This is a genomic window from Pseudomonas sessilinigenes (assembly GCF_003850565.1).
Taxonomy (GTDB): domain Bacteria; phylum Pseudomonadota; class Gammaproteobacteria; order Pseudomonadales; family Pseudomonadaceae; genus Aquipseudomonas; species Aquipseudomonas sessilinigenes.
This window is the reverse complement of the sequence record NZ_CP027706.1, coordinates 2,855,215-2,881,483: the sequence shown is the minus strand read 5'-3', so window position 1 is coordinate 2,881,483 and position 26,269 is coordinate 2,855,215. Positions and strand designations below refer to the sequence as shown.

At 66.8% G+C, this 26,269-nt stretch carries 24 protein-coding genes; 11 read left to right on the top strand and 13 right to left on the bottom strand.

Going from position 1 to position 26,269, the window contains the following annotated elements; all coding sequences use genetic code 11:
- Window positions 1-158 precede the first annotated feature (158 nt).
- The 3 genes from C4K39_RS13560 to C4K39_RS13550 are packed head-to-tail and all read left to right on the top strand — an operon-like array spanning window position 159 to window position 1,789.
- On the top strand, window positions 159-896 hold the full coding sequence (locus C4K39_RS13560; protein ID WP_178083962.1) for a substrate-binding periplasmic protein: 738 nt from the start codon (window positions 159-161) through the stop codon (window positions 894-896).
- A 7-nt stretch (window positions 897-903) separates the two neighbouring features.
- Window positions 904-1,497: a hypothetical protein gene (locus tag C4K39_RS13555; protein WP_068586717.1), complete on the top strand. Its 594-nt coding sequence runs from the start codon at window positions 904-906 to the stop codon at window positions 1,495-1,497.
- A gap of 22 nt (window positions 1,498-1,519) precedes the next feature.
- Complete coding sequence (locus tag C4K39_RS13550) at window positions 1,520-1,789, top strand: zinc ribbon-containing protein (protein ID WP_022644069.1); 270 nt, start codon at window positions 1,520-1,522, stop codon at window positions 1,787-1,789.
- 14 nt (window positions 1,790-1,803) lie between these two features.
- On the opposite strand, the gene otnI is transcribed toward C4K39_RS13550, so the two are convergent.
- A complete protein-coding gene (gene otnI / locus C4K39_RS13545; RefSeq protein ID WP_068586712.1) occupies window positions 1,804-2,586 on the bottom strand; it encodes a 2-oxo-tetronate isomerase in 783 nt (260 codons plus the stop codon).
- Window positions 2,587-2,934: 348 nt separating this feature from the next.
- On the opposite strand from otnI, the gene C4K39_RS13540 reads away from it, so the two are divergent.
- The 7 genes from C4K39_RS13540 to C4K39_RS13510 all read left to right on the top strand — a co-directional run bounded on the left by C4K39_RS13540 (window position 2,935) and on the right by C4K39_RS13510 (window position 10,235).
- A complete protein-coding gene (locus C4K39_RS13540) occupies window positions 2,935-3,285 on the top strand; it encodes a hypothetical protein (RefSeq protein ID WP_068586709.1) in 351 nt (116 codons plus the stop codon).
- Window positions 3,286-3,696: 411 nt separating this feature from the next.
- Entirely contained in the window at window positions 3,697-3,981 is a 285-nt protein-coding gene (locus C4K39_RS13535; RefSeq protein ID WP_031321607.1) for a hypothetical protein, read from the top strand.
- A 290-nt stretch (window positions 3,982-4,271) separates the two neighbouring features.
- Window positions 4,272-6,983 (top strand): magnesium-translocating P-type ATPase, encoded by a 2,712-nt coding sequence (mgtA, locus tag C4K39_RS13530; protein WP_124346659.1) that lies wholly within the window; start codon window positions 4,272-4,274, stop codon window positions 6,981-6,983.
- 125 nt (window positions 6,984-7,108) lie between these two features.
- A complete protein-coding gene (locus tag C4K39_RS13525) occupies window positions 7,109-7,309 on the top strand; it encodes a hypothetical protein (protein ID WP_068586701.1) in 201 nt (66 codons plus the stop codon).
- Window positions 7,310-7,336: 27 nt separating this feature from the next.
- On the top strand, window positions 7,337-9,046 hold the full coding sequence (locus tag C4K39_RS13520; RefSeq protein ID WP_068586698.1) for a Na/Pi cotransporter family protein: 1,710 nt from the start codon (window positions 7,337-7,339) through the stop codon (window positions 9,044-9,046).
- Complete coding sequence (locus tag C4K39_RS13515) at window positions 9,034-9,381, top strand: DUF2493 domain-containing protein (protein WP_022644062.1); 348 nt, start codon at window positions 9,034-9,036, stop codon at window positions 9,379-9,381. Before C4K39_RS13520 ends, C4K39_RS13515 begins: the two co-directional genes overlap by 13 nt.
- A gap of 68 nt (window positions 9,382-9,449) precedes the next feature.
- Window positions 9,450-10,235: a PA4824 family protein gene (locus tag C4K39_RS13510; protein ID WP_124346658.1), complete on the top strand. Its 786-nt coding sequence runs from the start codon at window positions 9,450-9,452 to the stop codon at window positions 10,233-10,235.
- A gap of 150 nt (window positions 10,236-10,385) precedes the next feature.
- On the opposite strand, the gene C4K39_RS13505 is transcribed toward C4K39_RS13510, so the two are convergent.
- Window positions 10,386-11,090, bottom strand: a complete 705-nt coding sequence (locus tag C4K39_RS13505) for an NAD(P)H-dependent oxidoreductase (protein WP_068586689.1) — start codon at window positions 11,088-11,090, stop codon at window positions 10,386-10,388.
- A 131-nt stretch (window positions 11,091-11,221) separates the two neighbouring features.
- On the opposite strand from C4K39_RS13505, the gene C4K39_RS13500 reads away from it, so the two are divergent.
- Window positions 11,222-11,659 (top strand): RrF2 family transcriptional regulator, encoded by a 438-nt coding sequence (locus tag C4K39_RS13500; RefSeq protein ID WP_022644059.1) that lies wholly within the window; start codon window positions 11,222-11,224, stop codon window positions 11,657-11,659.
- A gap of 118 nt (window positions 11,660-11,777) precedes the next feature.
- Here the strand turns inward: C4K39_RS13500 and C4K39_RS13495 are convergent, their stop codons facing one another.
- The 11 genes from C4K39_RS13495 to C4K39_RS13445 all read right to left on the bottom strand — a co-directional run bounded on the left by C4K39_RS13495 (window position 11,778) and on the right by C4K39_RS13445 (window position 26,245).
- On the bottom strand, window positions 11,778-12,953 hold the full coding sequence (locus C4K39_RS13495) for a pyridoxal phosphate-dependent aminotransferase (RefSeq protein WP_068595681.1): 1,176 nt from the start codon (window positions 12,951-12,953) through the stop codon (window positions 11,778-11,780).
- 28 nt (window positions 12,954-12,981) lie between these two features.
- The gene (locus C4K39_RS13490; protein ID WP_068587061.1) at window positions 12,982-14,592 is read right to left on the bottom strand and encodes a 5-guanidino-2-oxopentanoate decarboxylase; all 1,611 of its coding nucleotides are present in this window, start codon (window positions 14,590-14,592) and stop codon (window positions 12,982-12,984) included.
- 10 nt (window positions 14,593-14,602) lie between these two features.
- On the bottom strand, window positions 14,603-16,702 hold the full coding sequence (locus C4K39_RS13485; RefSeq protein WP_124346657.1) for an acetate--CoA ligase family protein: 2,100 nt from the start codon (window positions 16,700-16,702) through the stop codon (window positions 14,603-14,605).
- Window positions 16,703-16,723: 21 nt separating this feature from the next.
- Window positions 16,724-17,884, bottom strand: a complete 1,161-nt coding sequence (locus tag C4K39_RS13480) for an acyl-CoA dehydrogenase family protein (RefSeq protein WP_022644056.1) — start codon at window positions 17,882-17,884, stop codon at window positions 16,724-16,726.
- Window positions 17,885-17,936: 52 nt separating this feature from the next.
- Complete coding sequence (locus C4K39_RS13475) at window positions 17,937-18,728, bottom strand: enoyl-CoA hydratase/isomerase family protein (protein WP_124346656.1); 792 nt, start codon at window positions 18,726-18,728, stop codon at window positions 17,937-17,939.
- A 330-nt stretch (window positions 18,729-19,058) separates the two neighbouring features.
- The gene (locus tag C4K39_RS13470) at window positions 19,059-20,399 is read right to left on the bottom strand and encodes an amino acid permease (RefSeq protein WP_164485052.1); all 1,341 of its coding nucleotides are present in this window, start codon (window positions 20,397-20,399) and stop codon (window positions 19,059-19,061) included.
- Window positions 20,400-20,673: 274 nt separating this feature from the next.
- Entirely contained in the window at window positions 20,674-22,944 is a 2,271-nt protein-coding gene (locus tag C4K39_RS13465; RefSeq protein WP_124346655.1) for an ATP-binding protein, read from the bottom strand.
- On the bottom strand, window positions 22,941-23,726 hold the full coding sequence (locus C4K39_RS13460; protein WP_068587069.1) for a substrate-binding periplasmic protein: 786 nt from the start codon (window positions 23,724-23,726) through the stop codon (window positions 22,941-22,943). Before C4K39_RS13460 ends, C4K39_RS13465 begins: the two co-directional genes overlap by 4 nt.
- Before the next feature lies 1 nt (window position 23,727).
- Window positions 23,728-24,444, bottom strand: coding sequence for a response regulator (locus tag C4K39_RS13455; protein ID WP_022644050.1), 717 nt, complete (start codon window positions 24,442-24,444; stop codon window positions 23,728-23,730).
- A gap of 83 nt (window positions 24,445-24,527) precedes the next feature.
- Window positions 24,528-25,166 (bottom strand): TetR family transcriptional regulator C-terminal domain-containing protein, encoded by a 639-nt coding sequence (locus C4K39_RS13450; RefSeq protein ID WP_022644049.1) that lies wholly within the window; start codon window positions 25,164-25,166, stop codon window positions 24,528-24,530.
- Between the two features lie 284 nt (window positions 25,167-25,450).
- Window positions 25,451-26,245, bottom strand: a complete 795-nt coding sequence (locus C4K39_RS13445; RefSeq protein WP_124346654.1) for a class II aldolase/adducin family protein — start codon at window positions 26,243-26,245, stop codon at window positions 25,451-25,453.
- Between the last annotated feature and the right edge of the window lie 24 nt (window positions 26,246-26,269).

Genomic DNA, 26,269 nt, shown 5'->3' with positions numbered 1-26,269 from the left:
GCAGCATACTCCTGGGGCACGAGCGCTGGCGACGCTGGCGTGCTGGCTTGTCCCCGGCGCCCCGGCAGATGGCGCGAGAGCTGGAAATACCTGGGATTTTCTGCGACAGCCCGCATCCTCGCGTACTAAGCTCTGCTCTTTTGTGCTCAAGGTGTGCGATGAACTGGGTGCTGGGAGCCATGCTGTCCCTGTTGAGCCTTGCGGCCAGCGCAGAGCCGCTGCGCATGCTGACCGACAACCACCCACCGCTGCACTTCCAGCAGGGCGAGCACATGGCGGGTTTCGGCGTCGATGTGGTGCAGGCCCTGGCGCAACGCAGCGGCGACTCCGTGCAGATCCAGCAACGGCCAATGCTGCGGGCCCTGCGCGATGCCAGCGAGGAAGCCGATACCGCGGTGTTCACCATCCTGCGCACCGCCGAGCGCGAAACCCGCTACCAGTGGGTCGGGCCTTTGATGCAGACCGAGACCGCGCTCTACAGTCGCAGCAGCGACACCACGCCAGTGGCCGACCTGCAGCAGACCCAAGGCCAGATCGCCGTACCGCGCAAATGGCTGGTCTACAGCTTCCTCCGGCAACAGGGCCTGGCCAACCTGTGGGGCGTGGACAGCCCGGAAATCATGATGCGCCTGCTGCAGGTCGGCCGCGTGCAGTACGTGGTCGCCGACACCATGAGCGTCGGCACCTTCGCCGCCGAGCAAGGCATGGGGCTGGAACAGCTGCGCTACCAGATCCCGCTGATGCACCAGGATGCCTATATCGCCTTCTCGCCCAAGGTCGACCCGGCCCAGGTCGCCCGCTGGCAGCAGGCCCTGGAGGCGATGGAGCGCGATGGCAGCTTGCAACGGCTCAAGCAGCGCTGGAAGATCGACCGCCCACGCACATCGACCGATTGAACCGAGCATGACCGGCCTCTATCAGTACCACCCCATGCCCCACCAACTGGCACTGGCCTGCCCCCAATGCGCAGGCCAGGCCGACTTCGAATTCCTGGTGGCGGTGAGCATCGAGCGCAAGGCCGACGTGCCCTGGTTCCAGGCCCATCCGTTGCTGGAATACTGGCGCCCCCAGGACAGCTGCGGCCACTACCGCCACTACGCCCTGTACTATCCCGGCCTGCATGGCGACCCGTTGCAAAGCCTGGGACAGCTGCCCGAGGGCTATCGCGCCGAGCAATGGCGACAACCGCGCCACGGCTACCGCCAGCACAGCCTGGACCATGGCTCGGTCAGTTGCCCGCACTGCGATTACCAGGCCAGGCATGCACTGAACTGGCCAACCGAGGCTTATTACGGCGTGCCATACAGGGGCCAGTTGCTGTGGGCCTACCACCGGGAGTCGGCCCTGGCCCTGCACGATTACCTGCTGTCCACCCGGCGCGATCCGGGGGGTTATCCCTGGCAGCACTTCTTGCGACACATCCCTTCGCCGTTCAAGAGCCGCAAGGCCCGGGAACCGCTGACCCGCCTGCTCAAGCGGCTGCTGAACCGCGCCTGAGTACCCTGCCAAGGAACCATCGATGCCCACCTTCACCCCTGCCCGCGCCCTTCACCGCCTGAACTGCACCGGCTGCGGCTGGACACTGGCGATCCTCGGGCAGCACGAACAACCCCTGCAAAAGTGCCCCTGGTGCGGCTGCAACGAATTCAGCGCAGAACAGCCCGCCCGCAGCGGCGCCGGGCAAGTGCTGGAGTGCCCGCGCCACGGCCCGGTGGTGGTGCAGGTCCTGGACGCGAACATCCACAGCGATGACTTCCTGGACAACCTGTACTGCCCCTTCTGCCCCTAGCCAGGGCCAATGCATCAACGCGCCTGCCAGTCCCGCAGCCATTGCAGGCCGGCGCTGGTGTCGCCCCGGGGCCGGTACTCGCAACCGACCCAGCCGGCATAACCCAGCTCATCCAGCCACTGGAACAGGTAGGGGTAATGCAACTCGCCCTGGTCCGGTTCATGGCGCTCCGGCACCCCGGCGACCTGGATATGGCCGATGCCCGCCAGGTCGCGGCGCAACTTGGTGGCCACGTCACCCTCGACGATCTGGCAGTGGTAGCAGTCGAACTGCACCTTGAGATTGTCGGCCCCTACTTCGCGGCAGATGGCCTGGGCCTGGTCCTGGCGGGTGAGGAAAAACCCCGGCATGTCCCGGGTGTTGATCGGCTCCACCAATACCGTGATGCCCGCCTCGGCGGCCCGGGCGCAGGCATGGGCCAGGTTCTCCAGGTAGACCCCATGGTGCCGGGCCCGCTCGCCTTCGTCGGCCAGCAGCCCGGCCATCACATGGATGCGTGCATTACCCAGCACCGCGGCGTACTCCAGGGCCCGGGCGAACCCTGCGCGAAACTCCTGCTCGCGCCCGGGCAGCGAGGCCGTGCCGCGCTCCCCTGCCGCCCAGTCCCCCGGTGGTGCGTTGAACAGCACTTGCTGCAGGCCGTGGTCGTCCAGGCGCTGCCTGAGCTCCTCGGCGCGATGCTCATAGGGAAACAGGTATTCCACGGCGGCAAAGCCATCGGCGGCGGCTGCGGCGAAGCGATCGAGAAAGGCGTGTTGCGGATAGAGCATGCTGAGGTTGGCGGCGAAGCGAGGCATGGCGACTCCAGGGACCCGAGAGCGGACGACAATCAGTGGCGCAGGGTAATACAACCGTCATGGATCGCCACAAGGTAATGGCCGGACACTGGCTCTTCATACCGCTCGTCCCCTTCTGCCATCGCTGGCCGCACCGCTGGTCGGAAGCCCCAGGGCACTGGTCGGCTGGCTGCTACAAACATTCACAGCCCTGACTTGGATCAGCATCGCCAGCGGAGCTCTGGCCGAGGCTGGATGCACGAGGGCTGCTGACTGGTGGTAGTGCCCTTCATCGCAACTCCGTTGACGCTCCCGGTGACGGCGAGCTCAATGGCCTGTCTGGTTATGCTTGGATAAGGATGATTCAACATGGCAAAGATCGAGGTTTTATCGGGTGATTTCCTGCAAGGCACCGGTGAATACCGGCACGGTACCTTCAGGCTCAAGACCGTGCTCAACAGTGCCGGGGTCGACGTCAAGGCATCGGCGTTCAAGTCCCTGGAAATCGCCAGCGAAAGCCCTGTGACCAACCGCGACGCACTGGGCTACGGCCTGGCCGGCGCCATGCTGTTGGGCCCGGTGGGGGCGCTGGCCGGCTACCTGATCGCGGGCACGGAAAACGAGGTGACCTTCATCGGCACCTTCAAGGATGGCCGGCAATTGATGGCCGCCACTGACAGTGCCACCTACAAGGATATTTCCCAGCACCTGCTCAATTGAGGTCCTGGCAACTTCGTAACTATTGAGTGCCCATGATGTTATTCGATCATGGGCACTTTTTATTTACCGACCAACTTACACAAGCAACTTTACAAGTTAGTTATCCCCTGCCTGAACCTCAGCTGAAAAAAACATCATCGATCATTGATTTCCGAGCAATTTGAACTTGACTCATCCCAGCACCCTGAGTAAATTGCGCGGGCCGGTCAAACCGGCCTTTTTTCCAACTCACCAAAGAAGCCAATGGACACAGTATCTAGACGCTGTCTGGTCGCGGCCCTCGGGCACCGCCAGGCACTTAACCCTGAACAAGACGGGACTCGACTCCACGGTCGGGTGAGCTGCGCTAGAGCTTGACGCTCCAACGTAACTTGCCTCCTCCGGAGCCAGTCCGGTCGCGAGGCAACTGTTATGACCTTCACTTCCTCTGTAATGCCCGGTGTCCGCGCCTTTGCCGCGACCATGCGGGTCAAGCTGCGCCCTGAGCCCAAGGCCCAGGCCCGCTCGCCTTTCTCTCGCACCACAGCTGCCTGCGCCACGCACCTGCGGGCCAACTGGCGTGTCTGCCCCACCAGCGGCCAACTGCAACAACGCTGGAGCTTCGACGACAGCCAGGACCCGCAGAGTCGGGGCGCGGCCTGGCTCTTCACCCAGGCCGCCTTGATCCTTGGCCTGTATCTCGGGGCTCGCACCTAAGTTCCAGGCGACAATAACTTTCGTTATTCAAAGACGAATTCCTTATATAGGAACTTGTCGGCACCCTATCGCCTTAAAGTTAATAAACATGCCGGAGAAAGTTATGGAAGAGGCCAGTAGTAGGTTCGCTGTCCATGCAACTTCATTGTGTGGGCAGCGAACGTTAAATCCTGAAAGACGCCCAGATCAAAATCGATCGCCAACCTGCGGTTCGACATACTTTCGCTCGCCTTTGATTAGTTGAGTGGCTCGTGTGTCGCGCCGTCAGCAAGCGGCAGGAGCACACACCCATGACTGTAAAAATCGCAACTTCCCGCAACCACAACGCCACCGGCGACCAGCACAAGCTGTCGATGCGCGCCGCCCGTGAAGCCCAGAACGGCCTGGCCGTGACCCTGGCCAATGTCAAGTCCAGTACCGCAGGTCTCACCGAACTGGACGCCGAAGGCCGCCTGCAACGGGACGGCCACAACGAGGTCGCCCACGACCGTCCGCCGCACGCCCTGGTGCAACTGCTGCAAGCCTTCAACAACCCCTTCATCTATGTGCTGATGACCCTGACCGGTATCAGTTTCTTCACCGACTTCTGGCTGCCGCTGCAGGCCGGCGAAGAAACCGATCTCACCGGGGTCATCATCGTCCTGGTGATGGTCCTGGCCAGCGGCCTGATGCGCTTCTGGCAGGAGCACCGCTCGGCCAAGGCCGCCGAGGCCCTCAAGGCCATGGTCCGCACCACCGCCGCGGTCCTGCGGCGCGAGCAGATGGGCATGCAGGCCCGGGTACGCGAAGTACCGATGCGCGAACTGGTGGTGGGCGACATCATCCAGCTCTCGGCAGGTGACATGATCCCTGCCGATATCCGCCTGATCGAATCCCGCGACCTGTTCATCAGCCAGGCGGTGCTCACCGGCGAAGCCTTGCCGGTGGAGAAGTACGACACCCTGGGCGCTGTCCAGGAGAAATCCGCCAAGGCCCAGGCCGCCGACCAGCAAGACCTGCTGGATTTGCCCAACATCTGCTTCATGGGCACCAACGTGGTCAGCGGCACCGCCACCGCCGTGGTGGTGGCCACCGGCGCGCGTACCTACTTCGGCTCCCTGGCCCGTTCCATCGTCGGCTCGCGCTCGCAAACCGCCTTCGACCGCGGGGTCAACAGCGTCAGCTGGCTGCTGATCCGCTTCATGCTGGTGATGGTGCCGGTGGTGCTTCTGATCAACGGCTTCACCAAGGGCGACTGGGCCGATGCCTTCATGTTCGCCCTGGCGGTGGCCGTCGGCCTGACCCCGGAAATGCTGCCGATGATCGTCAGCGCCAACCTGGCCAAGGGCGCTGCGGCCATGGCCAAGCGCAAGGTGGTGGTCAAGCGCCTCAACGCGATCCAGAACTTCGGTGCCATGGACGTACTCTGCACCGACAAGACCGGCACCCTGACCCAGGACCGGATCATCCTCGAGCACCACGTGGGCATCGACGGCCAACGCTGCGACCAGGTACTGCAACTGGCCTGGCTCAACAGCTACCACCAAAGCGGCATGAAGAACCTGATGGACCGCGCGGTGGTGGCCTTCGCCGAGGAGAACCCGCGCTTCACCCCGCCCGCCGCCTGGCGCAAGATCGATGAGTTGCCGTTCGACTTCGTGCGCCGGCGCCTGTCGGTGATCCTCGCTGACGCCCATGGCCAGCACCTCCTGGTGTGCAAGGGCGCGGTGGAGGAAATGCTCGAGACCGCCACCCGGGTGCGCCAGGACGGCATCACCGTGGCGCTGGACGCCGAGCGCCGGGCACAACTGCTGACCCTGGCCGAAAGCTACAACCGCGACGGCTTTCGCGTGTTGCTGGTGGGCACCCGGGAGCTGCCCAAAGGCCAGACCCGCAGCCAGTACAGCGCCAGCGATGAGCGCGAACTGGTGATCGAAGGCTGCCTGACCTTCCTCGATCCGCCCAAGGAAACCGCCGGCCCGGCCATCGCCGCCCTGCGCGACAACGGCGTAGCGGTCAAGGTACTGACCGGCGATAACCCCATCGTCACCGCCAAGATCTGCCGCGAGGTCGGCCTGGAAGCCGGCGAGCCACTGCTGGGCCGCGACATCGAGCACATGGACGATGAAGTCCTGGGCCGGCTGGTGGAAGAACGCACGGTGTTCGCCAAGCTGACCCCACTGCAGAAGTCGCGGGTGCTCAAGGCCCTGCAGGCCAACGGCCACACCGTGGGCTTCCTCGGCGACGGGATCAACGACGCCCCGGCCCTGCGCGATGCCGACGTCGGCATCTCGGTGGACAGCGGCACCGACATCGCCAAGGAATCGGCGGACATCATCCTCCTGGAAAAGAGCCTGATGGTGCTCGAGGAAGGGGTGATCAAGGGCCGCGAGACCTTCGGCAACATCATGAAGTACCTGAACATGACTGCCAGCTCCAACTTCGGCAACGTGTTCTCGGTACTGGTAGCCAGTGCCTTCATCCCGTTCCTGCCGATGCTGGCGATCCACCTGCTGCTGCAGAACCTGATGTACGACTTCTCCCAGCTGGCCCTGCCCTGGGACAAGATGGACAAGGAGTACCTGGCCAAGCCGCGCAAGTGGGACGCCAACAACATCGGGCGCTTCATGATCTGGATCGGGCCGACCTCGTCGATCTTCGACATCACCACCTTCGCCCTGATGTGGTACGTGTTCGCCGCCAACAGCGTGGAGATGGCGGCGCTGTTCCAGTCCGGCTGGTTCATCGAGGGGCTGCTGTCCCAGACCCTGGTGGTGCACATGCTGCGCACCCGCAAGATCCCGTTCATCCAGAGCACCGCGGCCTTGCCGGTGATGCTGGCTACTGGACTGGTGATGGCGCTGGGGATCTACGTGCCCTTCTCGCCCCTGGGCAGCATGGTCGGCCTGGTGCCGCTGCCGTGGGAGTACTTCCCTTGGCTGGTGGGCACCCTGCTCAGCTACTGCGTGGTCGCCCAGACCATGAAGACCCTGTACATCCGCCGCTTCAAGCAGTGGTTCTAAGGGCCTGAAACGTGGCGCGGCCGCCCGGTGGCGGTCGCTTGCGATCATCCAGACCACTGCTGCCACCGTCGGCGCGGCCCGCGCCGTGCCGACGCCGACAGCGCTCGCCCCAAAGGAGCGTCGCCATGTACCTCAAGCCTTTTTCTTCGTTGCAACGCGGCCTCAAGGCCTTGCTGGTCTGCGCCTTGTGCGCCTGTGCCCGGCTGCTCGCCCGCCTGGGTTGCCGTCTCTATGTGCGGGGCCTGTTGAGCGCCGTGGAAATGCGTTTCGTGCTGGATTTGAGCGCCGCCCTCAACCGCGCCTCGCTGCGCCTGGCGATCGCCTGAACCCGCACCCGTCCCGGGAGAACCCTCATGTCGGGAACCACCCTTCTGATCAACCTGGCCGGCGCCATCGCCCTCTTGCTGTGGGGCTCGCAGATGATCTGCAACTCGCTGCTGCGCGGCTTCGGCAGCCCGCTGCGTCACTGGCTCGGGCAACACCTGAACAACCGCTGGCTGGCGCTGCTGTGCGGCGTCGGCATCACCGGGGTGCTGCAAAGCAGTACCGCAGTGAGCCTGATGGCCAGCTCCTTCACCGCCGCCGGCACCCTGGGCCTGGCCCCGGCGCTGGCGGTGATGCTGGGGGCCAACATCGGCTCGACCCTGGTGGTCCAACTGCTGAGCCTGGATCTCTCGCTTGCCGCCCCGGTGGCGTTGCTGGCGGGTTTCTTGTGCCTGCGCCTGCGCGATGACTCGCGCTTTGAAAGCATCGGCGCCGCGCTGATCGGCCTGGGCCTGATGCTCCTGGCCCTGGGCACGCTCGGCGCCACCCTGGGTGCGGTGGAACACACCCCGATGTTGCGCCTGGTGATGCAAAGCCTGGACGGCGACCTGCTGCTGGCGCTGCTGGTGGCGGTCGTGCTGACCTGGATGTGCCACTCCAGCGTGGCGGTGGTGCTGCTGGTCGCCTCGCTGGCCGGCACCGGGCTGCTGTCGCCGGCCACCAGCATGGCCCTGGTGCTGGGGGTCAATCTCGGCGGCAGCCTGCCCTCGCTGCTGGGCGCCAGCGGCAACGTCGCCCGGCGCCTGCCCCTGGGTAACCTGTTGGTACGCCTGGCCGGGGTGGCGCTGGTCTTGCCGTGGATCGGCGCGCTGGCCCAGCTCGAAGGCGTGCGCCAGCTGCCCGGGGCGCTGCTGGTGGTCTACCTGCACAGCGTCTTCAGCCTGGTGCTGGGGCTGCTGTTCATCGGCTTCACCGAGCCCATGGGCAAGCTGCTGACCCGCTTGCTGCCGGCCCCGCCGCCAGTGACCGACCCGGGCATGCCGCTGTACCTGGACGAGGCCGGGCTGGAAGTGGCCAATATCGGCCTGGCCAATGCCGCCCGCGAGGCCCTGCGCATGGCCGACATGCTCTCGGGCATGCTCGACCGGGTCCTGCAACTGCTGCGCACCTCACAGGTGGCCAACGCCGAGCAGATCCGCCAGATCGACCAGTCCCTGGACCTGCTCAGCGCGGCGATCCGCGCGTATCTGGCGGACATCGGCAAGGAAGGCATCAGCGACCAGGACGCCGACCGCTCCCAGGAAATCCTGCTGCTGGTGATCAACCTGGAACACGCCGGCGACATCCTCAGCAGCAGCCTGGCGCAGCTGGCGGTACGACGCCTGCGCCGCAGCGAGCCGTTCTCCGCCTTCGAGCTGGGGACCCTGGTGCCGCTGCACCAGGAACTGCTGGCCAGCCTTAGCCTCGCGGTCACGGTGTTCCTGCGCGAAGACCTGGCCACCGCCCATCAACTGGTGGCACGCAAGGAGAACGTTCGCCGCCTGGAAGCCGCCGCCGGCCGCGAGCACTTTCGCCAACTGCGCGAAGACCGCAGCGCCTGGGCCGAGTCCGGGGACATTTTCCAGCGCCTGCTGCGCGACTACCGGCGGGTCCACCACCACATCGCCGCCCTGGCCTACCCAGTGCTGGAGCGGGCCGGCGAGCGTGACATCGAGCACGGCTATCTCGGCGAGCCACTGGCCGAGCCCCTGCCCGGCCAATCGCACGACACCCGGGAGGACAGCCGATGCGCGTCCTGATCTGCGCCGGTCGCCACTACACCGACAGCCGCCGCTGCCGCCAAGTGCTGGAGGCCTTCCAGCGCCTGCACCCGGTACGGGTGGTAATCCATGGCGGCAGCCAGTTCCTCGGAGCGCAGATCGAGGACTGGGCCCGGGAGATCGGCGCCGACCTCGTCCGCTACCCGCCCAACTGGCAGTTGCACGGCAAGCACGCCGAGCGCCTGCGCAACCGCTTCATGCTGGCCGACAGCCGCCCCGACATCGTCCTCGCCCTGCCCGGTGGCGACGACACCGAGGAACTGCTGGCCCAAGCCCGGACCCAGGGCATCCAGACCCTGGGCCTGGGTGAGTGATCACCCGCCACTTCATGACTCCAACCCCGGGCGCCGCCAACCCGGCGCCCACAGCCGTGAGATTCGCCATGACCCAGCATCGTCCGCATCGCTCCTCCCGCTCCCGCGCCTGGGGCCAACCGCTGCCCGTCGCCAAAAGCCGTATGCTCAAGCGCAACCTGCTGTTCCTGGCCATCACCGCCGGCGCCACCGCGACCCTGGCCCTGTGCTCCAAGGCCCAGGCCGCCGGTGGCGCCTACGTGGTGGACAACGGCGGGATCAACGCCCCCGGCGAATGCAATGTCGACCTCTGGTACCAGGCCGATCGCCGCCAAGGCTCGAACCACAACAGCGTGCTGGTGCCGGCCTGCACCTTCAGCCAACTGCCTGGGGTGCAATTGGGCGCCACGCTGCAACGCCAGGAAACCGATGAGCACGGCGAAACCCAGCTCAGCCCCCAGGTCAAGCTGGCCTTGCTGGACCGCGACGACCTGGGCCTGCAACTGGCGCTCGCCGGTTCCGCCCACTGGGCACTGAACCGCAGCCACAGCTTCGACGGCGGCGACCTCAGCCTGCCGCTGACCTTCAGCCCCAGCGACGCGCTGCACCTGAACCTCAGTACCGGCTGGAGCCACGCCTATGACGACGGCCAGCAGCACCATCGCTGGACCTGGGGCACGGGGGTGGAATACGAGCTGCTGCCCAGCCTGACCCTGATCGCCGAACGCTACGGCCAGCGCGGCGGCGAACAAGCCTGGCAAGCCGGCCCGCGCCTGCACATCGGCCACGCCCTGGACCTGGACCTAATCCTGGGCCAGCACCTGACGGACCAGCGCGACCGCTGGCTGACCACCGGTGTCACCCTGCGCTTCTGAGCCGATCCCCCACGGCAGCGGCTACACCTCCTGTAGCCGCTGCTGAGCCTGCGAAGCTGCGCCAAGGCCCGCAGGGCCTTCCAGCAATCGCCAACCCCGTGGCCGCTAGGCGCCCATGCGCAGCCTGCGGCGGCGGCTACACGAAGCCCATCACGCCGGTAACGGGTACAGGGCGTCGTCGAACTGTTCCAGGCGCGGGAACACCAGCGGTTGCTCCTCATCGATGCGCTCCAGGCGTTGGCGGTACTGGGCCAGGAACCCCTCGCGCGCGTCCTGGCTGATATAGGGCACGTGCCAGGCCACGAACGGCTCCAGCACCTGGCAACCGACATAGGCCAGGGTGCCGCGCAAGAGCGGGCGCAACATGTCCTCCAGCGGACCGTGGATCGCCCCCTGGCCGAACATGTGCTCGCGCCCGCCCAGGGTCAGGCTCAGCAGGGCCTTCTTGCCCACCAGGCCGCCCTGGTCGTAGAAACGCTTGCCGCCGTAGCACACCCCGGACACCAGCACCCGGTCGATCCAGCCCTTGAGCATGGCCGGCACCGAGAACCAGTACACCGGGAAATTGAGGATCAGCAGATCGGCCCACAGCAATTTGTCCAGCTCGCCCTGGATGTCGGCGGCGATCCCGCCGTTCTTCACCCCCACCCGCTGCTCCAGGGCATAGACCAGGTACTCGGGGTTGTCGCGCCGGGCAAAGTCGGCGGCGCTGGCCACCGGGTTCCAGTCCATGGCGTACAGGTCGCTGACCTGCACCTGGTGCCCCTGGGCCTCCAAGGTGCTGCGAGCCTGGTCGCGCAGCGCAGCGGTGAAGGATTGCGGCTCGGGGTGAGCATGGACGATCAGCACATTCATGGCGGTTCCTCGGGGTTTATTTATAACTGTTACCGTAACAAATACTTTATTTTCCACACAATCGCTTTCACCGCGTCGTTGAACGGCCAGCGCTGGCATACTGGCGCCTTCCCAGGGACTTGCAGACACCCATGAGCCAGTCGACCCGCCTGATCACCGCTTCCTACATCCTGTCCTTCGTGGCCGCCAACGCGCCGCAGAAGCTGCGCACCGAGACCATCGCCAAATGGGTCAAGATCCACCCGGCGCGGGTGCGCAACCTGGTGTCGCAGATGGTCAAGGCCGATATCCTCGCCTCCTGCCGTGGCCCCAAGGGCGGCCTGACCCTGGCCCGCCCAGCGGCGCAGATCACCCTGCAGGACGTCTACGACGCGGTGCAGGAAAGCTCGCTGATCGCCGAGAAGATCGACAACCCCTTCTCTGGCATGGAAGAGCACTGCAAGGTGTTCGACGTCTTCACCCGGCTGTTCAGCCTGCTGGAGCGCAACATGCGCCAGGACCTGGCCAACATCACCGCCGATCAGCTGTTCGTGGCCTTCGACCCGCCCCTGGAAACCGACCGCGCTTAACCCCCCAACACCTTCCAACATTCCCAAACCCTGCGGCAGCGGCTACACGAAACCGGTAGCCGCTGCTGAGCCTGCGATGCTGCGCCAAGGCCCACAGGGCCTTCCGACGATCCTCCGCCTAGGCGAGGCAATCGCTGGCGCAGCGGGCGATGCGCCGGCAGGCTTCGCGCAGGGCCTCGGGCTCCAGCACCAGGCCCAGGCGGATATGCCCGGCGGCGCTGGGACCGAAGGCTTCACCGGCCAATACCGACACCCCCTGCTCGTCCAGCAGCCGTTCGCTGAAGGCCTGGGCACTCAGGCCCGTGGCGCGGATGTCGACCATCACGAACATGCCGCCATCGGGCTTCAGCGGCCGGGCACCCGGGCAGTCGGCCAGGCAATCGCAGACCAGGTCGCGCCGCTGGCGGTAGGCCTCGGTCATCGCCGCCAACTGCGGCAAGGGTTGCTCCAGGGCGACGATGGCGGCGTCCTGGATGAACTCCGGCGAGCCATAGAGCATGCACAGCGCCAGGTTCTCCAGGTGCGCGGCCAGGGGCGCCGGGGCCACCACCCAGCCCAGGCGCCAGCCGGTCATGGCATGGGACTTGGACAAGCTGTTGAGGGTCGCGGTGCGCTCGGCCATGCCCGGCAGGCTGGCCGGGCTGACGTGCTCGCCCTCGTACAGCAGTTCGCTGTAGACCTCGTCGCAGATCAGCCACAGGTCATGCTCGATGCACAGCGCCGCCAACGCCTCCCAGGTGGCCCGGGGAATGCTCGCCCCCGTGGGGTTGTGCGGGCTGTTGAGCACCAGTGCCCGGGTCTTGCCGGTGATGCGCGCGGCCACGTCCTCTGGACGCACCTGGAAGCGCTCCTCGGCGCGTACCGGCAACGGCACCACCTGGGCATTGCAGGCGCCGAACACCGCCTCGTAGGTGACGTACATCGGCTCGGCGACGATCACCTCGTCCCCCGGGTCCAGCAGGCATTGGGCGACGCTGTACAGCGCGCACTGGGCACCGGCCAGCACCACCACCTCATCGGCCTGCACCACCTGCCCGCTGCGCGACTGGTGACGGCGGGCAATGGCCTCGCGCAGGGCACGCTTGCCGCGCACGTCGGCGTAATGGGTATGGCCGTCGCGCAGGCTGTCGATGGCCGCCTGGACGATGGGCTGCGGGGTGTCGAAATCCGGGTCGCCCACCGACAGCAGCCACACCGGCTCGCCCCGCTCGCGCTTGGCCAGGGCCCGGTAGTGGATGTCCCAGGCGGCGGCGCCATCGCCGGCGATACGTTGGGTCAGCTTGGAAAAACGCATGGCGAAACTCCTGGCAAAAAAATGTAGATCAGGCCTGGGCGCAGGCGTGCTTGAGCTCGATCAGCGTCACCCCGGGCTGGGCGAACCCACGGCGCAGCGCCTGTTGCAGCTCGTCGAGGCTGGCCGGCTGGCTCACCGGGCAACCGAAGGCCCGGGCCAGGGCGATGAAGTCCGGGTTACGCGGCAAGACCCCGATGGGCTCGATGTCCAGGGCCTGCATGTCATCGCGGATCTGGCCCAGGGCGTCGTTGTTCCACAACAGCACCACCAGCGGGCTGTCCAGTTCCTCCACCGCCGTGGCCAGCTCCTGCACGGTGTAGAGAAAACCACCGTCGCCCACCAGCACCAGGCCCGGGCGACCGGGCGCGCCGAGCTTGGCGCCGATGGCCGCCGGCAGGCCGTAGCCCAGGGTGCCGTAGCCGGTGGGGTGCAACCAGCTGCGCGGCCCCTGGCTGGGGTACAGGTAGTTGCCGCTGTAGGCCAGCTGGGTCATGTCGCTGCTGATGAAGCCGCGTTCGGGCAGCTCGGCCGCCACCCGCTGGAGAATCTGCTGGTGAATGCGCTGCAAGGGGCCCTGCCCCTCGTCCACCGTACGGCGTAACCGGGCCACCGCCGCCACCGCCCAGCTGGAGTCCGCCGGCGGCTGCTCCAGGTCCTCGAGCAAGGCCTCCAGGGTCTGCCGGGCATCGCCGTGCAAGGCCACGGCGCAGGGGTAGAAGTCATTGAACTTGCGCGGGTCGAGGTCCAGCCGCACGAGCTGGCCGTTGAGCGGCAGGCGCTCGCGCCAGTAGTCGGTGTCGGCCATCTCGGTGCCCACCGCCAGCACCACATCGGCCTGGCTGATCAACTGCCAGCCGGGCTCCACGCACAGGGTCGCACCGGCATTGAGCGGCGCCCGGTCCGCCAGCAGGCCCTTGCCGGCCACGCTGCTGAAGCACACCGCGCCCAGCCGGGTCGCCAGTTCCTGCAAGGCTGCGCCGGCGTGCAAAGCCCCTCCGCCGGCGATGATCATCGGCCGCTTGGCCAGGCGCAACAGGTCCGCCGCCTGGTGCACATCCGCCGCTGCGGCGGGACCACGGGCCGGGCGCCGCCGCACTTCGCCAGTCCAGTCCCGGGCCACCGGGGCCGCCAGCACATCCAACGGCACCGAGAGATGCACCGGCCGCGGGCGCTCGCTGTCGAATACGGCGAAGGCCCGGGCCAGCAGCTCGGGCAGGTCCTCGGGGCTCAGGGCCAGGGCCGAAAACGCGGTGATCGGCGCGGTAATGGCGCGCTGGTCCTGGGTTTCGTGCAGCGAGCCCCAGCCCTTGCCGAGGCTGGCGCTGTGGTTGACGCTGGAAATCACCAACAGCGGGATCGAATCGGCATAGGCCTGGCCAATGGGCGTGGCGACGTTGGTCACCCCCGGGCCGCTGATGACGAAGCACACCCCGGGCTTGCCGCTGACCCGGGCATAACCGTCGGCCATGAACCCGGCGCCCTGTTCGTGGCGCGTCAGCACATGGCGGATGCCGCTGCCGGGCAGGCCGCGATACAACTCCAGGGTGTGCACCCCGGGAATGCCGAATACCGTGTCGACGCCATAGCCGGCCAGCAGCCGCACCAGGGCCTGGCCACCGGTCAAGGTCTGTTCGTGCATGTCTCTCTCCTCATACCCGGCCAAGGCGAATCAACGCATCGACCGCGACGGTGCCGCGGGCACCGACCAACAATGGGTTCACATCCAGTTCCAGCAGGGTCGCCGCGTGTTCGCAGGCGTAGTCGGCCACCGCACCGATGGCCGCTACCAGCGCGTCCAGGTCGGCCGCCGGGCGTCCGCGAAAGCCTTGCAGCAAGGCAGCGCTGCGCAGTTGCAGCACAGCCTGGCGGATTGCCGCCGGATGAGTCGGCAGCAACAGGCTGCGACTGTCCTTGAGCAGCTCCACCAGCACTCCGCCGGCGCCGATCACCAGGGCCAGGCCGAAATGCTCTTCGCGCTTGATGCCGACGATCAGCTCGGCCAGGGGCGGCGCGGCCATGGGCTCCAGCAGCACCTGGTCGAAGGCCACCCCCGGGGCATGCTCGGCGATCCGAGCGCGCATCTGCCGCAGCGCCGCGCCTAGCGCCTCGGGGTCCTTGAGGTTCAGAGCCACCGCGCCGGCTTCGGTCTTGTGCGGCAGCTCGACGCTGACCGCCTTGAGCACCAGCGGATAACCCACCGCCGCCGCAGCGCTCAGCGCCTTCTCGGGGGTACTCAGCAGGCCCTCAGGAATGCGTAGGCCAAATTCGCGCAGGGCCTGTTTGGATTGCCATTCATCCAGCAGTTGGCCCGTCCCCTCCAGGGCCTCGGGACACAGCGGCACCAGGGCCGCCTCGCCCAGTTCCAGCAAGGCCTGGCGCCGGCCCTGGTAGGCGGTGATCCGGCCCCAGGCCGCCAGACCGTCCTCGACCCCCTGCAAGGCCGGGATGCCCAGGGCATGCAGGCGCTCCCGGGCCGCCGCCGGCAGCAATTCGGGGAAGGCCGAGGTGACGAAACCGCGCTTGCCATGGCGTTGCAACGCGGCGCAGAACAGCTCCAGCAGCAGGTCGCATTCCTTGCGCTCGCCGGTGAACTCGGCCGGGTAATCCAGCACCAGCATGGCGCTGTCGGCTGCGCTGCCCAGCACGGTATCGAGCATCTGCTGCAAGGCCTGGGCATCGCCCCAGATCGCGGTGGTGAAATCCAGCGGATTGACCAGGTTGGCGTACCCCGGCAACACCTGGGCCAGCGCCTGGCATTGCTCGCTCGCCAGCTTGGGCAACTCCAGGCCATTGCGCTCGGCGTAGTCGGCGATCAACCCGGCATCGCCCCCGGAACAAGCCAGGGCCATCAACTGCGGGCCCGCGGGCAACTGGCCGCAGGACGCGGCCTTCAAGGTCTCGACAAAACTCACCGGGCCGCTGACGCGGATCACCCCCAGGCGCTGGAACAAGGCGTCGTACAGCGCATCGGAGCCGGACAGCGAACTGGTATGGCTCAGGGCCAACTCGGCGCCGATCTGCGACACCCCGGTCTTCAGGGCGATGATTGGAATGCCCTTTTCCAGGGCCTTGTACGCGGCCCGGGCAAACCCGGGCACGTTCTTCAGGCCTTCCAGGTGCAGGCCGATGGCGGTGACTCGGGGTTCGTCCAGCAGCACGTCCATCAGTTCGGCGATGCCCAGTTGCGCCTGGTTGCCCACCGAGGCCATATAGGCCACCGGCAACGAACGGTCGCTCATGGACAGGTTGTAGGCGAAGTTGCCGCTCTGGGTCAGCACCGCCACACCCCGCTCGACCTGCTGGCCGCCGTGGGCCACCGGCCACAGGGCGGCGCCGTGCAGGTAATCCAGCAGGCCGTAGCAGTTGGGCCCGAGCAGGGCCATGTCGCCGGCGGCCTGCAGCAATCGCTGTTGCAGGGCCTGGCCCTCGGCGCCGGTCTCGGCGAACCCCGAGGCGTAGCAGATCGTCCCGCCCGCGCCCTTGGCCGCCAGCTGGGCGACGCAGTCCAGGGTCAGCTCGCGGTGGGTGGCGACGAACACCGCATCCGGGCCGCAAGGCAGTTGGTCGATACTGGCCACGCAGGGCACGCCGTCGATCTGCGCGTGCTGCGGGTTGACCAGCCACAGGTCGCCGGCAAAACCGCCCTCGGCGCAGCGCTTGAGGGCCCGGGCCATGCTGCGGCCGCCGACGAAGGCCAGGTGCCGGGGCGCCAGCAAGCGCTTGAGGTTGTCACGTAGGGTCTGGGACATGACGCAGGTTCTCCAGGCGGTTCAGCGCAGCAACGGCCGCAGCAGTTCACGGGAAATGATGTGCCGCTGGATCTCCGAGGTGCCCTCCCAGATCCGCTCGATCCGCGCGTTGCGCCAGATGCGCTCCACCGGGCCTTCGTCCATCAGGCCCATGCCGCCGTAGATCTGCACCGCCTCGTCGGCCACCTTGCCCAGCACTTCGCTGGCGAACAGCTTGGCCATGCCGGCCTCGCCGTCGGTCATGCTGCCCTGGTCCATCTTCCAGGCGGTGTGCAGGGTCAAGAGCTCGGCGGCGCGGATCTGCGTGGCCATGTCCGCCAGCTTGAACGACACCCCCTGGTAGCTGCCGATGGCCTGGCCGAACTGCTTGCGATCCGCCGCCCATTGCAGGGAGGCATCCAGCGCCCGCTGCGCCTGGCCCACGCAGTTGGCCGCGACCATCACCCGCCCGGCGGTGAGCCAGGCGTTGGCCACCTCCCAGCCCTTGCCCACCTCCCCCAGTACCTGGTGGGCCGGCACCCGGCAGTCGTCGAAGAACATCTCGAAGGTGTGGTAGCCACGGTTGCTCACGCACTTGGGGCCACGGCGAATGGTCAGGCCCGGGGTGTCGCGGTCCACCAGGAACGCGGTCACGGCATTGCGCTGGCGGCCGTTGTGCTCGTAGGTGCCGGTGACGGCGAAGACGATGGCGAAATCCGCATGCCCGGCGTGGCTGATGAAGTGCTTGGCGCCATTGATCACGAAGTCGCCGCCCTCGCGCACGGCGCGGGTCTTGATCGCATTGGCATCGGAGCCGGCACCGGGTTCGGTGAGGGCAAAGCAATCGATCTTCTTGCCCTGCACGCAAGGCAGCAGGTAGTCGCCTATCTGCGAGCCGGTGCAGGCCATGAGGATCTTCGACGGCCGGGCGACGAACACATGCAGGGCCCAGGAACACTTGGCCAGCTCGCGCTCGATCAGCGCCTGGGACAGGTAATCGAGACCACCGCCACCGACCTCCTCGGGCATGTTGAAGGCATAGAAACCAGCAGCGATGGCCTTGTTGCGAATCTCTGCGGCCAGTTCGGCCGGGACCTCGTCGGCGCGGTCCACCGCTTCTTCGTGGGGCAGCAACTCCTTGCTGACAAAACTGCGGACTGCATCGACCAACATTTCTTGTTCTTGGCTGAGTTGGAAGTTCATGGCGCTACCTGTGGCGGGTTGACGGTGCGAAATAAGTGGATTGGGTCGCGGCTCAGCGACCGATAAAGCGTGGCGGGCGTTTTTCCGTCGCCGCGCGCAGGGCCTCAGCGCCGTCGGCACTGCGCCCGCACAGCAAGCCGGCGGCCAGTTCGGCGGCCAGTTGCGCGGGCAGGTCGCGCTCGGCGCTTTCGCGCAGCAGGCGCTTGGTCTGGGCGAAGGCGAAAGTCGGGCCGTTGGCCAGGCGGCCGGCCAGTTCGCCGACGGTGGCGTGCAGTTGCTCGTCGGCGCAGACCTCGCCCACCAGCCCGGCGGCCAGGGCACGTTCGGCGCTCCAGAGCTCATCGAGGAACAGCAGGCGCTTGGCCTGCTCGCTGCCGATCAACCTTGGCAGGTGCCAGCTGGCACCGGCATCCGGCGAATAGGCCATGCCGGTGTAGCCGGCCTTGAACCGCGCCGACTGCCCCGCAACCCGCAGGTCGCAGCACAGCGCCAGGTCCATGCCGGCGCCCACGGCCGTACCGTTGATGGCGGCGATGGTGGGTTTGTCCAGGCTGTGCAGGCAGCTCATCAGGGCGTGGGCGGTTTCGGTCCAGCCGTAGCTTTCCAGGGCGCCCCGGGCTTCGGCTTCGGCCCATTCGGCCAGGTCGGCGCCGGCGCAAAAACTGCGGCCGCTGCCGCCCAGCACCACCACCCGCACCGCCGGGTCGTCCTGGCAGCGCTCGAGCAAGCCGTGCAATTGGCGCAAGCCGGGAATGTCCAGGGCATTGCGCTGGTCCGGGCGGTTGAGGGTGATCCAGGCGATACCCGCCTCGATCTGGCAAAGCAGCGACGATGAAGTGCTCATGGGCGTCCTCGAATGATTGTATTTGGCATGAGGGAGGTCAGTTGCGGACCATGCTAAACGACTGTTCAACAAGACGGCAATTGCTCGAGCGGTACACCGGCCAGGGCCGGATTACCTATCCATCCTGTTGTTTTTATTGAATAAATAGTGATTCGAACGATTTGTGGCCGAGCGGCTGTTACAACTTCGAACAAGCCACTACAACCCGGTAAAGATGCAGACCTTGCGGCCGCTGCGCCCCCGTACGCAGCCTGCGGCAGCGGCTACAAAACCCTGTAGCCGCTGTCGAGCGGAGCGAGGCTGCGCCAAGGCCCGCAGGGCCTTCGGCTATCAGGTGGCGGCGGCCAATGGCTGGGCCTGGCGCTTGCGGTTCACCAGGTAGTAGGCGCCGTAGCACAGGGCGATGAAACCGAAGCCCCAGTACAAGGATGGGCGCTGGGTTTCATCCAGGGCCAGGAACACGAACAGCGAACTGCACAGGACGATGCACAGCAGCGGCACCAGGGGGAACCACGGCGCACGGTACTTGAGCTGCTCCAACTGCCCGCCCTCACGCAGGAACTGGCGACGGAAGCGGTACTGGGCCAGGGCGATGACGATCCAGGTCACGGTGCCGGCCATGCCGCTCACCGCCATCAGCACCATGAACAGGGTGTCGGCGGCGATGAAGCTGGTCATCAGCGAAATCAGCGCGAAGCACAGGGTGATCGCCAGGGCCCGCAGCGGCACGCCCTGCTTGCTCAGGGGCGACAGCGCCTTGGGTGCCATGCCGCTCTTGGACATGGCCCAGAGGATGCGGGTCGAGGCGTACAGCCCGGAGTTGCCCACCGAGAGAATCGCCGTGAGGATCACGAAGTTCATCAGGTCCGCGGCATAGGGAATGCCCACCATGTCGAACACCTGGACGAACGGGCTTTCCACCAATCCGGCCTGCTGCCAGGGAATGATCGCCGCCAGCACCATCACCGCCAGCACGTAGAAGATCAGCACCCGGAACACCACGTTGCGCACCGCCCGTGGAATGCTCTTTTCCGGCTGGTCGGTCTCCCCCGCTGCCACGCCCATGATCTCGCAGCCCTGGAAGGCATAGACCACGGTCATCATCACCGCGAACACCGCCGGCAGGCCGTTGGGAAACAGCGAATCGCCGGTGAGGTTGTCGAACATCGGCGCCGGGGCGCCACCGGGCAGGTCGATGACGCCGAAGATCACCAGCACCCCGACCACGATGAAGCTGAGGATCGCCAGCACCTTGATCCCGGCGAACCAGTACTCGGCCTCGCCGAAAGCGCGGGTGGCCAGGGCGTTGATGCCGAACAGCAAGGCGACGAAGAAGGCCGACCAGTACCAGATCGGCACCCCGGGGAACCAACGCTGCATGAGCATGCCCGCCGCGGTGAACTCCAGGCCCACGGTGGTGGCCCAGCTCATCCAGTAGACCCAGCCGATCATGAAGCCGGTGGCCGGGCCGATGTACTTCGTGGCGTGGGCCTGGAACGAGCCGGACACCGGCATCTGCACCGACAGCTCACCCAGGCAGACCATCACCAGGTACATCAGGAAGCCCGCCACCAGGTAGGACAGGATCGCCCCCCAGGGACCGCCCTGGTTGATGGTGACCCCGGAGCCCATGAACAGCCCGGTGCCGATCACTCCTCCCAGGGACAACATGAAGATGTGCCGGCTCTTCAAGGCCCGGGTCAGTTGGATGCCTTTGCGTTCAGTAGTGGTCGTCACGGCGCACCTCAGCAGTCGGTGAGGCGCAGGGCGCGCTGGGAAGGGGTACGACGGGATGGGGCAGCAGCTTGCAGGCGGTTCATTATTATTATCTCCAATAAGCTTCGAAGGCCGCGGCGGGCGCGGCTCGACCGATTATTGGAAAGCCATGTAAGTTCGCGTTGAAGCAAAAGATCGAAGATGTAAAAAGTCGTAAGGTTTTTGTACGTCAGGCCGCCAGCAGTTGTTCCAGGGCCCTGCGCGCCCGCTGCCAGGCCTGCTGCAGGTGTGGTACCTGGGCGGCCATTGCCGCGACGCCGGACTGCCCCGCCGCATCCTCCAGCGCCCGCAGCACCCGGGCCAGTTCGCAAAAGCCCAGGGAATCGGCACTGCCGGCCAGGCGGTGAGCCAGGTGCTGCACCTGGGTACTGTCGGCCGCCGCCAGGGCGTCATCGAGCAACGGCCGTTGCTGGTCCAGGGTGCTCGCCAGGACCTTGAACAGCCCCTGCAACTTCTGCTCCCCCAGCAGGCTGCGGTGGGTGTCCAGCAGTTCCTGGTCGAGCACGCCCTCGGCGCTCCGGGCTGGCGCCGCCAATTCCTCGCTGGCCTGCTCCGCGGTGGCCAGGACCTGGCGCAGGCTGTCCATCTGCAAGGGCTTGCCGAGGATGCCCTGCATCCCCGCCTCCAGGTAACTGCGCACCAGCGCCGGCTGGACGCTGGCGGTCAGGGCGAAGATCCGCGCCTGGCGATTGGGCCCCGGGCGCCGGCGCAGTTCGCGACACAGCTCGATGCCACTGATACCCGGCAGTTGCACGTCCAGCAGCAACAAATCGAAGCCCTGGCGCTGGCACAGCTCCAGCGCCGCCTCGCCGTCCTCCACCAGCCACACCTGGTGGCCGTCGCGCTCCAACAAGCCCTGGGCCACCTCGCGATTGAGCGCCACATCCTCCACCACCAGGATCTTCAGCCCCAGCACCGGTGCCGCGACCGGCGATGGCGCCGGTAGCCCCAGGCCGACCCCCAGGGCCAGCTCGAACCAGAAACGACTGCCCTGCCCCAGCTCGCTGTCCACGCCGATGTGCCCGTCCAGTTGCTGCACCAGGTGCTTGCAGATCGCCAGGCCCAGGCCGGTGCCGCCATAGCGCCGGCTCACCGCGTCGCTGGCCTGGACGAAGCGCTCGAAGATCTTGTCGCGCATCGAGGCCGCGATACCGATGCCGTTATCGGCCACCGAGCAGCGCAGCCGTTGCCGTTGTGGTCCGTCCTCCAGCACCTGGACCTCGACCCGCACCCAGCCGCCTTCGGTAAAGCGGATGGCGTTGGCCAGCAGGTTGCTCAGCACCTGGCGCAGGTACTGCTCGGCGCCGTGCTGCCCCGGGGCCAAGCGCGGGTCGACATGCACCTGCAACTGCGTGCCGTGCTCCCGGGCCCGGGGTTCGAGCAGTGTGCTGACCTCCTCCAGCAACTGGCGCAGGGAAAAATCCCGGGCCTCAGGGCGGCTTTGCCCCTCCTCCAGGCGGGCGAAGGACAACACCTCGTCGAGGATCGTCAGCAAGCCCTCGCCGGCCTTGTGCAGGGCCTGCAAACGCTGGCGGTCCTGGTGCGCAAGCGGCGCGCCGCGCAACAGTTCAGCCATGCCGAGGATGCCGTTCAACGGCGTGCGCAGTTCGTGGCTCATGGTGGCCAAAAAGCGCGACTTGGCCAGGTTGGCCGCCTCGGCCTCATCCTTGGCGTGCATCAGGCTGGCGGTGCGGCGCTGGACCATTTTCTGCAATTCGTCGCGCTTGTCCTGCAGGGCCTGGCGGTCCTGCTCGCGGCGCTGGATGTCATCGAGAATCGCCCGGCGCATGTCGTCCAGGGCCCCGGCCACGGTGTCGATCTCATCGCCGCCCGGGTGCTGGCGCTTGTCCAGGTGCAACGGCTGCTGCAAGTCGCCGCCGGCCACGCGGCGGGCGAATTCGGCCATGACTTGCAAGTGCCGGGTGACCAGGCGATAGAACAGCCCGGACAGCGCCACCGCCAGGCCGCAGAGAAACACGCTCATCCACAGCAGGCTGGCCAGCCCGGTGGTGTACAGGCGCCGGTACACCGCCCCCAGGTCAGTGCTGACCTGCAACTCCCCCAGCTCGCGACGCGGCCCGGACGGCGGCTGGTAGCTCAGGGCGAAGCGCTCCACCCGCAAAGGCCCGATCAGCTCGGCACTGCCCTGTTGCAGGTCGAAATCACTGCTGAGCAGGTGCACCCGGGCCACATCGGAAAAGTCCACCAGGCCCTGCAACTGCACCGTCAGCTGTTCCTGGTTGAGGTCCCACAGGTTGCGCTCCAGGCTGCCCAGGTAACCGGCGCGGATCAGCTCCATGCGGCTGTCGATGTCGCGCATTTCGCGGCGGTATTCGAAGTACAGCTGCACGGCGCTGGCCAGCACGGTGAAGCACAGGCTGAACAGCAGGATGAACAGCAACAGGCGCCGCAGCAGGCCGCCGGGCCGTGGGCCGATCATGGCGCCGCACCGGCTTGGGCCTTGAGCATGGCGCGGTAGTCGGCCTGGCTCTGGTCCAGCCAGCGCTGTACCGCGCCGCTGTCGACCTGGCGCTGCAACTGCGCGTCGATCTCGTCCATGCGCGCCGCCAAGGGCGACTGGCGCGACACCGCCAGGCGCAGGTAGTCGACGCTGATCGCCTGGGGCAAGGCGACGATGTCCTGGGCGCCCGGCAGGCGCTCGATGAACAACTGCCCGGTACGCCGCTCGTGGGGGATGAAATCGATGCGCTGGCGGATCAGCTTGCCGAAGTTCTGCACGCTGCTGGACACCCACTCGATGTTGCCGTGCTGCACCACCTCACGGTCGAAATCCTGGCCGTAGCTCTCGCCGAACAGCAGGCCGCCACGATAGGCGGTGAGGTCTTGCAACTGCTGGAAGCGCGGCAAATGACGGCGGTTGACGAACAGCGCCACCTCCTCGCGCAGCACCGGCACCCGGGAGAACCGCAACCCCTGCTGGCGCTGTCCGGTGCGGTAGGCCAGCACCACGTCCACGCGGCCGGCGGCGGCATCCAGCAGGCAGCGCTTCCAGTTGCCCAGCACCACCACCTGCACCTGGTATCCCAAGTCCCCCAGCACCTGGCGCACCAGGCTCGGGGCCAGGCCGCGCACCTGGCTGCCGTCGCTCCAGGAGATCGGCGGGTACACCGGGTAGTCGCAATATTTCAGGGTCGGCCTGGGCTCGGCCAGCGCCGCGCCGGCCAGCAGCATCAGCCCCAAGGCCCAGGCGCGGCGCAGCACCTCAGGCGGCCACGCTGGCAGTGAACAGATAGCCGGCACCGTGGATGGTGATGATCAGCTCCGGCTCGGCCGGGTCGTCATGCAGCTTGCGCCGCAAGCGCCCCACCAGTACGTCGATGGAGCGGTCGCTGGGCACCCACTCGCGGTTGCGGATCTGGTCCATCAACTGGTCGCGGCTGAGGGTGTGGCCACTGTTGCGCAGGAACACGCTGAGCAGCTGGTATTCGCCGTGGGTCAGCAAGGTCTCGCCGCCCCGGGCGTCGATCAGCCGGCGGCGGTCGGTGTCCAGGGCCCAGTCGGCGAACTGCTTGACCGGGCTGGGATGGCTGGCCGGCGCTGGTGGCTGGCGGGCATGGCGCACGCGGCGGACCAGGTTCTTGGCCCGGGACACCAGCTCGCGGGGGTTGAGGGGCTTGATCACGTAGTCGTCGGCGCCGCATTCCAGGCCGACGATGCGGTCGATGTCGTCGTTGCGCCCGGTGATCAGGATGATCCCCACCTCCGAGCGCACTCGCAGCTCGCGGGTCAGGGTCAGGCCGTCCTTGCCGGGCAGGCGGATATCGAGCATCAACAGATCGACCGTGTGCTGGTCGAGGAAGCTCTCGGCCTGTTCCGCCGTGGCGGCGCAATGCACGTCGTAGCCTTCCTGGGACAGATAGGCCTGGAGCAGTTCGCGAATCAACGGATCGTCGTCGACGATCAATACCCGAGGAGTCATCGCCTGTGTTCCTGATTATTTTTATTAGAGGTGTCGCCTTGTGCGCAGCAGCCTAGCCATTACTGAACAACCGATCAACAGCCCTATGTCGGCTGGCGAAAGCCCCGCCCCTGGCTGGCCAGCACGCCCTCGACCCAGGCTTCGCAGATCTGCACGCCTTGCTGCGGGCTGAAGGTCCCGGGGTTGAGCCCGGACTCCAGCCACAGGCCGTCGAGCAAGGCGCTGAGGCTGATGGCCGCCAGGTCCGCGTCGAAGTCGGCCCAGGCCTGGTCCCCGGCCAGGCTGGCCAGGAGTCCGGCCAGTTCGTTGCGGTATTCGGCGTAGGAATGGTCGTGGGCCTGGTTGATCGCTTCGGCGGTCTTCACCGCGCCCCAGAACGCCAACCAGGCGTCCAGCAGTTGCGGGTCCAGCAGTTCGGCGCAGAACGAGGCCCGGAAGAACGCCGACAAACGCTCCCGGGGCGCCGGCGCGGCCTGGTCCATGGCTTCGCGCAGCAGGTTCATGACCCGCCCGGTGATCGAGCGATAGGCCTCGGCCACCAACTCGTCCTTGCCGGAATAGTGATGGCTGATCAGCCCCACCGAGACCCCGGCCTCGGCGCTGATCTTGCGGATCGACGCGCCCTGGAAACCGTGGAGCTTGAGGCAGGTCAGGGTCGCCTCGATCAGCTCGGCCTTGCGCAACCCGGGTTCCAGGCGGGAAAAGCGCGCTTCCTGGTTCATGGGGCATGACTCCTTGGCAATGACGGGAAATGACAGTTGAACGACTGTACAACAAGCCTTTGTGAACTGGCCAGATTCCCAGCGGTGCCGGGACAGTGTTGGCCGATCGATCGCTGAAGGCCCTGCGGGCCTTGGCGCAGCCTCGCTGCGCTCTACAGCGACTACAGGGCTTCGTGTAGCCGCTGGCGCAGGTTGCGCACGGCTCGGCACGAGCCGCCAATCGTTATCCACGGTTTGCCTGCCGCGCTGCGGTGCTTGGTGTTACGGGCGCTGGGGTGGTGGCGTCAGTCGCGGTAGCCGGGGGCGATGCGCTCGAGCAGGCGCAGCAGCGCGGCCCAGGCCAGTTGCATGGCGTCCGGGTCGCTCAGTTCGCCCTCCTGCAACGGCCGGCCCGGGTCGTTGAACTGGCGCTCGGTGTGGGCGCAGACCGCGTCCGGTGGCAGCACGATCTCCCCCGCCGCCTGGGCCGCCAGCTGGATCTCGCAGGCCTTCTCCAGGTAATACATGCGCAAGAATGCCTGGCTGACGGTTTCGCCCACGGTGAGCAGGCCGTGGTTGCGCAGCATCAGCACGCTCTTGTCGCCCAGGTCAGCCACCAGCCGCTGTTGCTCGGCCAGGTCCAGGGCCACGCCTTCGTAGTCGTGGTAGGCCACCCGGCCATAGAACTCCATGGAGATCTGGTTCACCGGCAGCAAGCCACACTTGAGCGCCGCCACCGCACAACCGGCCTTGGTATGGGTGTGCAGCACACACTGGGCATCGTCGCGAGCGCCATGGATGGCGCTGTGGATCACGAACCCCGCCGGGTTCACCGGATACGGCGAAGGTTCCACGGCCTGGCCATCGAGGTCGATCTTCACCAGGTTGGAGGCGGTGATTTCCTCGAACATCAGTCCGTAGGGGTTGATCAGGAAGTGATGCTCGGGCCCGGGCAGGCGCACCGAGATATGGGTGAAGATCAAATCGGTCATGCGAAAGTGCGCGATCAGGCGGTAGCAAGCCGCCAGCTCTTCGCGCAGGCGCTGCTCGGTGACGCTGCGCTCGGTCAGGGCGTGGGGGCTGGGCACGATCTTGTTCATTATTGGAGTCCTCCAGGCTGTTGG